The sequence below is a fragment of the Ginsengibacter sp. genome (assembly GCF_057362405.1).
This window is the reverse complement of sequence record NZ_JBMQQG010000067.1, coordinates 21,995-36,133: the sequence shown is the minus strand read 5'-3', so window position 1 is coordinate 36,133 and position 14,139 is coordinate 21,995. Positions and strand designations below refer to the sequence as shown.

Annotated in this window: 13 protein-coding genes and 1 tRNA gene; 6 read left to right on the top strand and 8 right to left on the bottom strand. The window is 38.5% G+C overall.

The genetic code is table 11. The features are described 5' to 3' along the window. Positions 1-5: 5 nt before the first annotated feature. From folE to ACO1O5_RS06040, 3 genes are read right to left on the bottom strand one after another with little or no spacing between them, the layout of a single operon-like run. Positions 6-611, bottom strand: a complete 606-nt coding sequence (folE, locus tag ACO1O5_RS06050; protein WP_486268941.1) for a GTP cyclohydrolase I FolE — start codon at positions 609-611, stop codon at positions 6-8. A 25-nt stretch (positions 612-636) separates the two neighbouring features. After that, entirely contained in the window at positions 637-1,053 is a 417-nt protein-coding gene (locus ACO1O5_RS06045; protein ID WP_486268940.1) for a 6-pyruvoyl trahydropterin synthase family protein, read from the bottom strand. 17 nt (positions 1,054-1,070) lie between these two features. Next, positions 1,071-1,481, bottom strand: coding sequence for a 6-pyruvoyl trahydropterin synthase family protein (locus ACO1O5_RS06040; protein ID WP_486268939.1), 411 nt, complete (start codon positions 1,479-1,481; stop codon positions 1,071-1,073). A gap of 73 nt (positions 1,482-1,554) precedes the next feature. Here ACO1O5_RS06040 and mqnB point away from each other — a divergent pair, with 73 nt between their 5' ends. Together mqnB and ACO1O5_RS06030 are read left to right on the top strand one after the other, a co-directional pair. Beyond that, positions 1,555-2,181 (top strand): futalosine hydrolase, encoded by a 627-nt coding sequence (gene mqnB / locus ACO1O5_RS06035; RefSeq protein ID WP_486268938.1) that lies wholly within the window; start codon positions 1,555-1,557, stop codon positions 2,179-2,181. 2 nt (positions 2,182-2,183) lie between these two features. After that, complete coding sequence (locus ACO1O5_RS06030; RefSeq protein WP_486268937.1) at positions 2,184-3,035, top strand: 1,4-dihydroxy-6-naphtoate synthase; 852 nt, start codon at positions 2,184-2,186, stop codon at positions 3,033-3,035. A gap of 47 nt (positions 3,036-3,082) precedes the next feature. On the opposite strand, the gene ACO1O5_RS06025 is transcribed toward ACO1O5_RS06030, so the two are convergent. Continuing rightward, positions 3,083-4,333: a multicopper oxidase domain-containing protein gene (locus tag ACO1O5_RS06025; protein ID WP_486268936.1), complete on the bottom strand. Its 1,251-nt coding sequence runs from the start codon at positions 4,331-4,333 to the stop codon at positions 3,083-3,085. Between the two features lie 123 nt (positions 4,334-4,456). Then, positions 4,457-6,901, bottom strand: coding sequence for a TonB-dependent receptor domain-containing protein (locus ACO1O5_RS06020; protein WP_486268935.1), 2,445 nt, complete (start codon positions 6,899-6,901; stop codon positions 4,457-4,459). A 249-nt stretch (positions 6,902-7,150) separates the two neighbouring features. Between ACO1O5_RS06020 and ACO1O5_RS06015 the strand changes: the two genes are divergently transcribed. The 3 genes from ACO1O5_RS06015 to ACO1O5_RS06005 all read left to right on the top strand — a co-directional run bounded on the left by ACO1O5_RS06015 (position 7,151) and on the right by ACO1O5_RS06005 (position 10,820). Continuing rightward, positions 7,151-7,223, top strand: a tRNA-Gly gene (locus ACO1O5_RS06015). 813 nt (positions 7,224-8,036) lie between these two features. Further along, complete coding sequence (locus ACO1O5_RS06010) at positions 8,037-9,149, top strand: TIGR03118 family protein (protein WP_486268934.1); 1,113 nt, start codon at positions 8,037-8,039, stop codon at positions 9,147-9,149. A 438-nt stretch (positions 9,150-9,587) separates the two neighbouring features. Beyond that, positions 9,588-10,820 carry a family 8 glycosyl hydrolase gene (locus ACO1O5_RS06005; RefSeq protein WP_486268933.1) on the top strand — a complete coding sequence of 411 codons (1,233 nt, stop codon included), beginning with the start codon at positions 9,588-9,590 and terminating at the stop codon, positions 10,818-10,820. On the opposite strand, the gene ACO1O5_RS06000 is transcribed toward ACO1O5_RS06005, so the two are convergent. Next, positions 10,805-11,191, bottom strand: coding sequence for a response regulator (locus ACO1O5_RS06000; protein ID WP_486268932.1), 387 nt, complete (start codon positions 11,189-11,191; stop codon positions 10,805-10,807). The two genes, ACO1O5_RS06005 and ACO1O5_RS06000, sit on opposite strands and share 16 nt — an antisense overlap. 172 nt (positions 11,192-11,363) lie before the next feature. Between ACO1O5_RS06000 and kdsA the strand changes: the two genes are divergently transcribed. Then, a complete protein-coding gene (gene kdsA, locus ACO1O5_RS05995) occupies positions 11,364-12,185 on the top strand; it encodes a 3-deoxy-8-phosphooctulonate synthase (protein ID WP_486268931.1) in 822 nt (273 codons plus the stop codon). Positions 12,186-12,253: 68 nt separating this feature from the next. Here kdsA and ACO1O5_RS05990 read toward each other — a convergent pair whose 3' ends face one another. Continuing rightward, positions 12,254-13,582, bottom strand: coding sequence for an OmpA family protein (locus tag ACO1O5_RS05990; protein ID WP_486268930.1), 1,329 nt, complete (start codon positions 13,580-13,582; stop codon positions 12,254-12,256). 113 nt (positions 13,583-13,695) lie between these two features. Continuing rightward, entirely contained in the window at positions 13,696-14,118 is a 423-nt protein-coding gene (locus tag ACO1O5_RS05985; protein ID WP_486268929.1) for a septal ring lytic transglycosylase RlpA family protein, read from the bottom strand. Positions 14,119-14,139: the final 21 nt, after the last annotated feature.

The following is a 14,139-nucleotide window of genomic DNA, read 5'->3' as shown; positions in this document are numbered from 1 at the left end:
TCTATTTATCTTCTTTTAATAAGATCAGCCTGTATCAGGTTAATGAATTCATTTCTTGTAGACTGCTTTGCAAACTCCCCTGAAAAAGCAGACGTAGTAGTAACTGAATTTTGTTTCTGAACACCACGCATCATCATACAAAGATGCGTTGCTTCAATAACAACGGCTACACCTAACGGATTCAGGCTATCTTTTATCGCGTCAAGTATTTGTGTGGTAAGCCGTTCCTGCACCTGCAATCTTCGAGAAAACACATCCACAACTCTTGCCAGCTTACTTAATCCCGTTATCCATCCGTTAGGAATGTACGCAATGTGAGCCTTGCCAAAAAACGGCAGCATGTGATGTTCGCACATGCTATACAATTCAATATCCTTCACAATAATCATTTCACTTATCTCCTCATGAAACTTAGCAGAATTCAGAATCGCATATGCGTCCAGGTTATAACCTTGTGTTGCAAACTGCATCGCCTTCGCGATTCTTTCCGGAGTTTTGAGTAGTCCTTCGCGTTCGGGATCTTCCCCAATTAACTTTATTACTTCTTTGTAATTTTTACCCAACTCTATCGTTGCCGTGTCATCGTATTGTTCAATTTTTTTGTAAGCCATCTATAAATAAAATTTAAAGTTAAAATTAACATGCAGGATATTCCGCAAAGTTTCTCGGTGTTTCGTATAGGCGTACTTGTAAATCGAGATCCTTGTCAATTTTAGGTCTCAAAATATTATAAATGACTATAACAATATTTTCTGCCGTAGGGTTCAATTCCGCAAACTCTTTTACATCAAGGTTCAGATTTTTATGGTCAAACCTTTCGAGAACATTTTCATTAATAATGTCGCTGAGCATTTTTAAATCTATAACAAACCCTGTCTCAGCATTAGGAACACCCGTTACCTTAACTGTTATCTCATAGTTATGGCCGTGATAAGATGGATTGTTACATTTTCCAAATATTTTCTCATTTTTAGCTTCATCCCAGGCAGCGTTGTTCAGGCGATGTGCTGCATTAAAATGTTCTCTCCTGTAAACTGACACTTTATTTTCCATTCAATAATTTTTATAGGTTAATGACCAAAATACTCCACATAAATTCGCGGCGTTTCATATAGTTTAATACAATGTAATTCCACCTGCTGGGGTAATCGCGGTTGCAATTGGTTCCATATTGCCTTTGCAAGATTTTCGGTTGAGCACATTTGCCCTTTCATAAATTCAACATCAACATTTAAATTTTTATGATCCAGTTTATCCAATATAAATTGCTTTATTAAGAGACTCAGAATTTTCACATCGAACAAGAAGCCCGTCTCTTCTGTTACTTTTCCCTTAATAGTAACATATAGTTCGTAATTATGCCCATGCCAGTTTTCGTTGGCGCACTTACCAAACACAATCTCGTTCCTTTCTCTATCCCAATCGGGGTTATACAGTTTATGAGCAGCATTAAAATGTTCAATTCTCGTTAAATAAACCATTACACTTAAAAATATTTTTGCAAAGGTAGCCTCAGAAAATTAAAATACGCCCGGTAACCACGAAATTTGCAGGATGAATGTATTGGTATCCGCCGCGACAGAATTTGAGTTAGAACTTTTTATAGAAGAGAATAAAGCGTATGATGTATTAATAACCGGGATAGGTGTTCCTGCAACAATATTTCATCTCACAAAAAGACTATGTCAAAAGAATTATGATCTTGTAATACAGGCCGGCATTGCAGGCACTTTTTCAGGAGGTATAAAAAAAGGAAAGGTAGTGTTAGTAAATAAAGATTGTTTTGCTGATGTAGGCATTTATGAGAAAGGAAATTTTAACACCCTGTTCGATGCAGGTTTTATTAACAAAAATGAGTTCCCTTTTACCGATGGCTGGCTGGTGAATCAGCATGAATATCTTTCGAAGGCAACACTTACATTAGCAACGGCAATTACGGTTAACAAAATAACTGACGACGCCGGACAGGTAAACGAACTGTTTGATAAATTCAATCCCGGCATTGAAAGTATGGAAGGCGCCGCATTACATTATGTATGCCTGCTGCAGAATGTTGGTTTTTTACAGCTTCGCGGTATTTCCAATATGGTTGGTGAAAGGGATAAAAGCAAATGGGCTATGAAGGAAGCTATTACGAACCTGAATGTTGAATTAAAATCTTTACTTACAAATTTTATTTAAATATGCTTTATACACTTGGGTTTTCCCCATGCCCAAACGATACTTTTATTTTTGATGCGCTGGTAAATAATAAGATTGACACGCAGGGACTGCAGTTCGATGTGAGGCTTGAAGATGTTGAGACGCTGAATGAACTTGCCATTAACAATCGACTGGATTTTACAAAAGTGAGTTATGGCGTGTTACATCTTATTCTCAAAAATTATAAAGTGTTTAACAGCGGAAGTGCCTTGGGCAAAGGAGTTGGGCCACTTCTAATTTCTAATGAAAAGATATCGTTTGATGAAGTAAATAACTGTACAATCGCTATTCCCGGCGAGAACACAACGGCTCACTTGCTTTTTTCACAGGCATTCCCTAATGCAAAAAACAAAGTATTTAAAAGATATGATGAAATAGAAAATTTTGTTTTGAATTCCGGTAAAAATCGTTTGGGTGTTATTATTCATGAAAACAGGTTTACGTATTTTGAGAAAGGCTTGCAGAAAGTAGTTGACCTGGGTAACTTCTGGGAAGAAAAAACCGGTTATCCAATACCGTTAGGTGGCATTGTTGGAAAAAGAAACATAGATGAAAAAATATTGATACAGGTAGATTCGCTTATAAAAGAGAGTATCGAATTTGCATTTAAGAATTATCCGCTTATAACCGATTATGTAAAAATGCATTCGCAGGAACTGGAACCCGAGGTGATGAAAAAACACATTGATTTGTATGTAAATAATTATTCAATACAACTTGGAAAAGAAGGAAAAAATGCAATTGAAAAAGTATTAACTATTTACAATAAAGATGGCCGTAAAGAAAGATCTTCAGTCAATGAAAACGAATTGTTTGTTGGGAATAATACCTAAAAATAGTTGGTAAAATCTGATATAATTTTAGTCTGCATATCAACCAACTATTCCAACACCTGGTACATTGCCATCATACCTGCTTCCATATGATCGTCAACATGGCAATGATACATCCACATACCCACATTATCAGGAACCATATCTGCCACCGCCATTTGTGCCGGGCTTAATGCAATAACATCCGTTCTTTGCCCATTGTACATTACCACGTTACCGTGCCAATGCGGTGTATGGAAATTGAATGCATTCCCCAGGGCAAGGAGGTACCACCTAACCTTTTCTCCTTTTTTCATGGTCATCATTGGCATGCTTCCAAAACTGAAGCCATTGATGGCAAACCGGAAATTTGTGCCGCCAAAACCTACCGGAAGAAACGAAGAAGCTTTGTTTGCTTTGGTAAGCGACAAAATACTATCTGGTCTTAGTACCTCTGACTCCAGTTTATTCATACTATCCCGATTGGTGATGCCACAATACGTTCTCACATTTTGATCCAGGTACCAACTGCTGTTTTCGTCAAAAATGGTATATAATGAAATAAATTCCCTGTCTACATCCTTTGGAGTGCCATCCGGTTTTGCTTTTCCTTTGGCCGTTATGATCATGGCACCTATCAATCCGGCATTAACATCTTTGGGTTCATTAACGTGAGAGTGATAAAACCATACAACCGAACTCGCATCATTCGGACCTGGGCCGGCTCTTTCGGGTATCTCCCAGACATAAGTATACCTACCTCCGGGCGGCACCACGTTTCCATCGTGGGAATCTTCCCCATTGTCCTTATTATAAACGGTGCCCTCTGATGGCTTTTCATAAAAAACGCCATGCGGGTGCATGCTATAAGGTTTGGTCGCGTTGTTCTTAAATACAATGTGAAATACATCTCCCACTTCTGCACGCAGGATCGGGCCAAGAATCCCAAGGTATTCCTCTTCGGGATTGCGTGGCTTTAATTTGGTGAAGGTGGAGTCTGTATATTCCCGGTATATTGCCTTTATATACACTTTCCCGATTCGGGTAGGCCCTCTTTCAGTTAATAACTTTTCTACGCCCTCAAATGGCTTACCGGTCATAGCATCTGTATTTCCGGGCACATAATCCCAGGCAACTTCATCTGCCGCAATATAATAGGTGCGTATTTTACCGGTAACGGGGTAGACGGTTTTGCCCGTTTTTTTTGATGTGGCATTTTTATGATCCATTCCCATGTGTTCCATGGAAGTATTCTGCGCAAATAAAACGTTCGCAAAAGGAAGAATAGAAAGGGCAATCGTAAACATGAAATTTCTCATGAGCTGTTATTTTTTATTATTAGAAGGAACCAAAATGTTAGTTCAATATTCGAAAGAGCAGAGGTTATTTTCGATTGGTCAATTCTGTGTCAAACAAGTCAATCTCCCAAAAAAAAATCCAATTTAATTATGCACCCGGTTCAACTCATCTTCGGCCCCGGTAGAGCGGTCTCTCTTTCCCTTTAAAGATCTGTTGCCGAAGTTATGCGTGTACGTTAGTTTATAAGCAACCATGCCAAAATTTAAACTACCCCTTAGGATGGTGCCCGCAATGGGTAAATCATCAACAAACCTATAATTGCTACCTGTATTAAACATATCGTTTGCAGTAAATCGCAGGTTATCTTTTTTATTACTGAATTTCTTTTGTAACCCTGCATCTACCTGGTAAAGAGGTTTCAACTTAGCCGTTCCAAAATAACTTGGTGACATATAAAAACCGGTTAGTTCAATAGAAAAATCTTTGGGCAAATTGAAATGCTGCGTAGAGTTAATACTATAGTCAAAGACTGCCAACTGAACTGGTGCGTCATTGTATACAGTATTAACTTGTTTCCAGTCGAAATTAATATTGTTTTGCATGCTCCACCATTTAGTCACCGTAAAAGGAAGGGAAAAACTTGCTGTAGCAAATTGCTCATATTTGAAGTTTCTTGCAGATAGGTACAACATATTATTTATCGTATCTATTCTCTGTGTTTGAAAGCTTTCAATGGTATTGTCTTCGTGCGTATAGCTTAAGGTGAAAATGTAATTTTTGAAAATGTAGCTCGCCTGCAAAGTATTGGCAATGGCAGGTTGCAATGCGGGGTTGCCGGTAAAAAATGTTTTTGGGTCAAAGAAAATGGTAAAAGGCGCCAGGTCGTTAAACGTGGGACGTGTTATTCTCCGACTATATGAAAAGTTGATGCTGTTATCATCATTCATCTTTTTTGAAATGTAAAACGTGGGAAATAATTCACCGTACTTCCTGTTTACTATATTGATAGCTGTTGCGGTACCAAGATTGGACTGCGTATATTCATAACGCAATCCACCCTTCATTGTTATTTTGCTGTTTACATCCATGGTGAATGAAGTGTAAGCAGCTCCAATGGATTCTTTCAATAAATAGTTGGCGGAAAGTTCCGGATCTGTAACCCATGAGCCCTGTTTTAAATTCTGCACATATACATCATTAGTGAATTTTGATAAAGAAACTTTTGCCCCTGCTTCCATTGTAATTTTTTTTCCGATTGGCGTAGTATAATCGGTGGATAATACCTTTATATTAATAGGAGTAGTTTTCCCGCTAATTATATCCTCGTTATAAAGAAATTGGTTCGTGCCCTTATAGTAAGCGTTCGAGTAGGTATTAGGGTTATAATCCTTGTAATAAATATAATTAGCATCAAAGTAAAGAACCTTGCCCGGCTTAAATGTATGTTGAAAATTAAGATTGGTCATAATATTCTGCCAATGATTTATTTCGTTATCAACTGTGTTAATAGTTGTATCCAAAATTCCATTTTGCGCAACTGTTGCTCCATTAAGCGCAACCATTTTCCAATGGTTATCGTATCCGCTTACCAGCGCACCTATAATAGTTGATGAGTCAACCTGGTAATCCAAACCGACTCTGATATTATGCACTTGCCGTATAGCATCCCGGTTGGAGAATGAATTGTTGGCAATAATGTTCCCTGATTTGGTTATCTGGGTAAAACCTGTGCCTGCTTGAATGGAATGGTTATAATCAAAATTATAATTACCATATAGATTTATTTTGGCAGTTCTGTAGTTGAAATTAATACCGGCGCCTCCCAGTTCTTTTTTACCATAGCCAGCCGTAAGAAAGTAGGAGCCATTAGCTCCGGCATTCGGATTATTAATCAAGACAATATTTATATAACCGGCATTTCCTTCCGCATCATATTTTGCAGGAGGTGTGGTAATGAGTTCAATCTTTTCAATATTGCCTGCGCTTATGCCTGCCAGCAACTGAACCAAAGCGTCCATCGGCATATAGGAAATTTTTCCATTGATCATGACTACTACACCATTCTTTCCGTTTACCGCAATCGTATTATTTTGCCTGTTCACAGTAACTCCGGGAGATTTTTCCAACACATCCAACGCTGTTCCTCCGGCACTCGTAATGCTATTTTTCACGTTAATTATCATCCTGTCTATCTTCTGTTCAAACATTGGTTTTTTAGCATCCACTTTCACCGCGTTTAACTTTACTTCGGCAGTCTGCAAGTGGATCGTAACCATCTCAATATCTTTTTTATCCCCGGCAATTTCGAATACCGGCGAAAACTCCTGGCTCATTCCGGTATAAGTTGCAGAAAGAAGATACCGGCCACTCCTTATATTTTCAAATGAATATTTTCCGGCAGCATCTGTAATCATTCCTTTAACTAATGATGAGTCGGTAGACTTTAGTAAAAGTATATTCGCAAATTCAACAGCTTTTTCATTCACATCTTTTATCAGGCCACGCACCACGGATTGTGCTTCAATTCGCTGCGGGGTAGTGAAGAAAAGACACACAATGCCTATACTTAAAAATATTCGCTTTATCATTTCTTATTATTAGTTTAAAAACAGTAAGTCTAACAGTGAGTTTCAATTGTCATCTTAAACATAGTGTATTTGCCAGAATATTTTCACATGGATCTGGACGAAGCCGGTGGATTACTGTCCGAACGGTGGATCTGTTTACCGGAAAACGAAGAGAAGAAGAAAATCATTTGGCTTGCCAGGAATTTTTGCCGGAAGGGAAGCCCGGGTATTTCATTTTTAATTCAAAAAAAATTAATTTTAATTCTCTAAGCGGCAGTAGCTCAGTTGGTAGAGCATTAGCTTCCCAAGCTAAGGGCCGAGGGTTCGAATCCCTTTTGCCGCTCTTTATTATTTACATCACGTGCTTCGTATAAAACCTGGCAGGTAACTGATCCTATAACAACGCATCCTGCAATGTCCAGCATTAGAAGAGTAGCTGTTTAATTTCCTTCCGCAATCGTGGTTTGGCAAATTGTTTCGAAAAAGATATATCACTACATTACTTTTTCATGATTCCTTTACTTTTGCAGAAACTTATATAGTTGTAAGTTTTCCCCATTTAGCGAAAACCGGTTTAATTAAAGGATCATAAAAACTATAAGCGGGATAGTTTAATTAACTGAAATAAAATATGGAAGCAGATAATAAAGTCCCGTTTTATTACAGGCAGTACCAACGAAAAACTTACAGAAGCAGGGTAAATGCAAGTCAACACAAACACCGGAGCAAACGATCAAAAATTTTGCGATTTGTAAAAAAGACCTACCTCAAAATAGTTGCGGCTTTGCTTATCGGCGCTATGTTTTATTTTGCAATCATCTACTTTTTACCCCGGTTAATCAACTAACAATTCGCAAAAGGTTTGCAAGTTTTATTGAGTAGCAGTCTTAAGGAAGTTTCCCTTCCCGGTTTTTAGCGTGTTCCTAATATGAACAAAAGCCCCTCACCAGTTTGTGCTATAATTAAATTCTTTTAAAAAAAAGTTGAAATCCCAGGCAACTTTTTTCTTTGCAGCTGCGATTCTTTAACCGGGCCCACTATGAAGTTACTTCCCTACCCTGGAGAAAATAGATTTATAACTGATCGCTATAAATCAGGCAGACTTATTTACATGTATCCCAATTCTTTCTAAATTTTTTATCCTAAATCTATTTTTATGCAAAAGACTTTTCAAAAAAAAAGTAACCTGTTTTTTACGATTGCCGGCACGTTTTTATTGATGTTAATTACTTTGCAAGCATGTAAAAAACCTCATCGCCTTCCTCCCTTTGCAAACGATTTTCAGCAGGTAAATCTTGTTGCTAATAACAGCAGCTATGGAGCAGTTTCAGTTGATCCAAACCTCCGTAATGCATGGGGCATATCCTTTGCTCCATCAGGCCCGGCATGGGTTTCGTCTAATGGGGCCGGGCTAAGCATGATTTATAATGCAGCGGGTGCCACATTAAGGCCGCCCGTAACGATACCTGCCAACAATGCCGCAACAGGCGGTGCCCCTACGGGGCAGGCATTCAATAGCACCACCGGTTTTAGACTTTCTAACGGTAATCCCGCCCGGTTTATTTTTGTAGGGGAAGATGGTGTAATTTCCGGGTGGAATGCAGGCAATGCAGCGGAAGTTGCTAAATATAATGCCGGCGCTGTTTATAAGGGAGTTACCTTGGCTACCGATGGAGGTGTTCCATTTTTATATGTGGCCAATTTTATCGGAAAAAAGGTGGAGGTGTACGATACTTTATGGAATGCGGTAAACAAGCCATTTTGGGATCCTGCAATTCCGTCCGATTATGCACCTTTTAACGTTCAGGCCATTAATGGCTGGATATATGTTGTATATGCCAAGCTGGGACAAGACATTGATGAAGCTCATGGTCCTGGTACAGGAATAATTGATATTTACAAGCCTGATGGCTCTTTAGTAAAGCGCTTTACATCGCATGGAGCGTTAAATGCTCCCTGGGGTATTGCGGCGACTCCTTCAAGCTTTTGGACTTCTCCAAACATTTCTGGTACTATCATTCTTGTAGGCAATTTTGGCGACGGCCGCATTAATGCATACGATGAAAATGGATTTTTACTCGGACCACTTCGCAGCCAGGGTAAGCCCATCGTAATCGACGGCTTATGGGCGCTATCCTTTGCCCCTGTTACGGCCACAAGCGTAAACCCTGACTGGTTATTTTTTGCTGCTGGTCCTAAAGATGAGGCAGACGGATTATTCGGATATATTACACCGGAAGCTCCTGACATGAAAAAATCATCTAATTAAAAAAGATATCATAAGGCCGGGATTGTTTCCGGCCTTTGGTAGTTTTCTTTTGACGCTGTCCTTAAAGCTTGAAAATGTATTTTCAAAATTACTGTTCTCTAAAATAGAGGAAGTTCCGCCGACGTTTGGTGTTCGTTAGGATGGTTTTGTAGCAAAGCAATTACCAACATCAGCCTATAACTATAGCACCAGATTATTAAGCCATCCGATGTTTCAAAAACCCAAATCCGATAGCCATCGGATCATCCTTTCCACTTTCGTAAAACTTGGCAGGCGACCATTTATAGTATTAGGTAAAAATCTGAAGCTTGCTTACAGTTACATATTTTGCTCCGCTTATACAACAATCCAATTATTTACTTCCACCTCAAATCTTAACCGATTAATATTAACAAAGCTGCACTTAAATAATTATTAAATTGGCGCTCGTTCGTCAAAATGCTTTCATCTAAAAAAATAATCATCCTCTTTATTGCATTTATTTTGATAAATAAAATATCAACAGCACAGCAAGTATTAAAACCATTTCCTCAACATGTAAACTACAACCCGGGTGTTATAAAACCCAACCAGGTTCTGCAACAACAGATGGATGATAGTGTACGCTCGTTTTATAAAAAATGGAAAGATCGCTACGTGCATAATGATGCCGGTGCGGGGCAATATTACATTTGGGTAGAAGGTACCGTTGATAATAATGTATGCGTTTCAGAAGGCCAGGGTTACGGAATGATAATAGTAGCACTCATGGCGGGATATGATACTGCTGCGCAGAAGATTTATGATGGATTGTATCAATATTATAAACTACATCCGAGCAAAAAAAGCCCTTACCTTATGGCATGGGCTCAAGCAAAAAACTTTGCAGACATTGATGGCACTTCAGCCACAGATGGCGATATGGATATTGCCTATTCTTTATTACTTGCCAACGAACAATGGGGAAGTAAAGGCAACGTCAACTATTTGAAAGAAGCACAATTAATGATTGCTGATATAAAGAAATTTGAAATTAATCATGAAACTTTTTCTGTTTTATTAAGCGATGCAGTTGAACCGGAAAGCGAGGATTATTATGACACAAGATCTTCTGATTTTATGCCGGCCCATTTCAAAGCATTTGCAAAAGCAACTAAAGATAATTTCTGGATTAAAGTGGTTGATAAAAATTATGCGCTTTTCAAATTGCTGCAGGACGAGTATAGCCCTGATGCAGGGTTGGTGCCAGATTTTATTGAACATATTAAACGAAAACCGGGTGCGGCAAGGCCTCATTATCTTGAATCAAAATACGACGGCGCTTATAATTATAACGCCTGCAGAGTACCCTGGCGCATTGCAACAGATTTTATAACGACCGGCGATAAGCGTTCAAAAGAATTTATAGGAAAAATAAATAAGTGGATTAGAGAAACCACCCAAAATAACCCCGACAATATTTCTGCAGGATATACTTTGGCTGGTGACGATATTAAGAATCGTTATTATGAAGCGATGAGTTTTATTGCGTCGTTTGCTGTTGCCGCAACGATCGACGCAAACAACCAGCAATGGCTTAATAAATTGTGGAACTATGTGCTAAGTTTTAATACTGACCAGTTTGAGTATTACGGTAACACTATAAAAATGATCAGCATGATTATTTTATCAGGAAATTATTGGACACCCTGAATCGTTTCTCCCGACGTAATGTATTTGTGAGTTATGCTGAGCAGCGTTTTTAATTCGAAGGGTTTTGATATGAAGTCGTCGGCGCCGCAATCAATCGCTATTTGCTTTATTTTTCTGCTTGCTGAAAAAATAATTACGGGAATATGGTTAAACCCGTCATCTGCTTTTATTTGTTTACAGATGTCGTTTCCATCAACTCCTGACATCCAAACATCCAAAAAAATAATATCGGGTTTTTCTTCGCAAAGTTTTAAAATGTTATTCCCATTCATTGTTGCAATTACATCGAATCCTTCCGTTTCAAAAACCATTTTCATTACGTCTACAATCCCGGCATTATCATCAGCAACTAAAATTTTTTTACGGGTCATTAAAAATATTTGAGAGGCAAACTAAAGCAAAAAAAATGAGGTATTATTTTTTGTAAGGAAAATTTAGCATTTACAATTTACTTTTTTACATATAAATGAAAGAGTAATTGATTCATATTATTTGCTAACGTTATAGTCACTTTAAAATAACTTTGCACATTAAATTGAAATCATGGACGATTTTCTTACAAAACTTTTTTCGGGGCAGCAATATGATCAAAACAATTTCTTCTTAATAGCGGGACCGTGTGTGGTGGAAAGCGAAACTTTAATAATGGAAGTCGCTGAAAAAGTTTTTGATATATGTAGAAGGCTTCGTATACCATATACATTTAAAGCTTCGTATCGCAAGGCGAACCGCACCAGTGGTGATTCATTTACCGGAATTGGTGATACAGAAGCGATGCAATTATTGAAAAAAGTAAATGAAAAATTTGCAATCCCCATTACAACAGATATTCATACTGCTGAAGAAGCAGCAATAGCCGCACAATATGTAGATATTTTACAGATACCTGCTTTTCTTTGCCGGCAAACGGATTTGTTGATTGCTGCTGCCAAAACCGGGAAAGTGGTGAACGTAAAAAAAGGGCAATTTGTTAGCGGCGAAGCCATGAAATTTGCATCAAACAAAATAATAAAGGCCGGAAATAATAAAGTGATTTTAACTGAAAGAGGGAATTCATTTGGTTATACCGACCTTGTAGTTGACTATAGAAATATTCCTATTATGAAAAATCATGGAGTACCTGTAGTGATGGATTGTACGCATAGTTTGCAACAGCCCAACCAAAGCAGTGGTGTTACCGGTGGCAATCCGCAAATGATTGAAACTATTGCCAAAGCTGCTATTGCAACAGGCGCTGATGGATTATTTATTGAAACACATCCTGATCCTTCCTGTGCATTAAGTGATGGCGCCAATATGTTGAAGCTCGACTTGCTGGAGAATTTATTAATTAAATTAATAGCGATCAGAAAAGTGATTGCATAAAATTTCGTTCCATCAAATAAAAAACCCTGGCCGAAGACAGGGTTTCAATTTTTAATACTTTTTAAAGACTAATAATTTCTTAGTTTCATTTCTACTCTCCTATTCTTTGCCCGCCCGGCAGCAGTTTTGTTATCTGCAATTGGATCGTTAATGCCATGACCGGTTGCTGTGATCCTCGTTTCATCGACACCGTTAGTAACTAAATAATCCTTTACCGCGTTGGCCCTGTTCTCTGATAAGACCTGGTTCTTATCTGCAGAACCCGTAATATCTGTATAGCCATCAACATCTATTTTGTAGGTGGGATTGTCTTTTAAAATTTGTGCCACATCCTTCAACGATGCGTTTGATTTTGCCAACAGTTTTGAACTGCCGGTTGCAAAGAAAATATTCTGTGCGGCCTTATTCACTTTTTCGACTACAACCACATCAATTACAGGGCATCCGAAGTTGCTGGCAGGACCAGCTTCTTTAGGACATTTATCTTCTTCATCATTTACGCCGTCTCCATCCGTATCAGGAACAGGACATCCCTGGTAGCGAGCCACGCCAGCCACAGTAGGACATTTGTCTTCTTCATCGTTTATGCCATCATTATCCGTATCGGGTATGGGGCAACCGTTATATTTTGCGATTCCTGCGACATCAGGGCATTTATCATCTTTATCTGCAATGCCGTCACCATCGCGGTCAGGGCAGCCCTGCAACGAAACAAGGCCTGCCTGATCCGGGCAGGCATCTACACTATCAACAACTCCGTCTCCATCCCGATCAAGAACAACGGGAACTTCAACTTCTTTAGGTGGTGCTGCCATTTTTTTAGGAGCTATATTTCCAGATATACCAATGCTATGATAAAAGTGATAGCTGGCATTTTCAGTAACGGGTACCCTGTATTGCGAATTAATTATTAAAAATGCATCATCTAAAAAGTTTACTTGCAACCCAACACCCAATGGCATGAAAGCAGCTGCATGTTTTTGGTATATGCTTCCTCCAACGCCAAGGTCAACAAAAGGAACCACCCAATATTTATCACTCAACAATTTTAAATTAACACTTGCATTGGATTCTAAAAGAAAATAGTTTGCATTAAAGGCTGGCTGACCATCAATAGGATAATCCAGGAAAGATCCACCTAGAGTTGCAATAAAATCCATATGCTTGCTGAGTCCCGAAAGATAATTTATCGCGAGGCCCGGATTCATCGTGGAAGGCTTGAAAAAGCTTTTGTCTCTGAAGACGCTTACTAAACCATTAGACCTGATGTTAGCAGCAGTTTTGAAATCGCTCAGGAAAAAACTAAGACCGAGCGCTTGTTTCTTATGAGTTGTTTCCTGGCCAAATGATGTTGCAAAAATGGAGAGACTAATAAATAAAAAATAGATTTTCTTCATAATCAATTTTGTTTGCTTGCTAACAAAAATAAACTGTTAGCAGCAAAGCATAAAATTAATTAACGGAACAGTTCTTAGTGTTTTCGGAACCAACAAACCTGAGCAAAAAATGGTTATAGGTGATAATTTTTTATCACTTCCACTTTTACTCGTGTTAGGCCCCTTCCTGAAAAAGCCAGGTCTTCCGCTGCGATTTTTGACAAATCAACAAGCCGTTTATTTTTCGAATTCATCCGGTCATTGATTTTTACAACTACGGTTTTATCATTGTGCAGATTGGTAACCTTTATCCACGTGCCCATTGGCAATATATTACAGGCAGCGGTGTATTTTTCCGAACTATAAATTTCTCCGTTTGCAGTTTGGCGGCCATTGAATTTTTTTGCATAGTAACTGGCAGTGCCGTATTTGGTTTTACTTTTTACATGGCTGGTGTTTTCTTTTGAAGCTCTATGTTTGTTACCCTCTTTTTTTTGGGCACATAAATTAACGGAAAAAACTAGCGCAGGCAATATGAAGGGAATTATCTTTTTCATATTAATGAATACTGAAGTAAT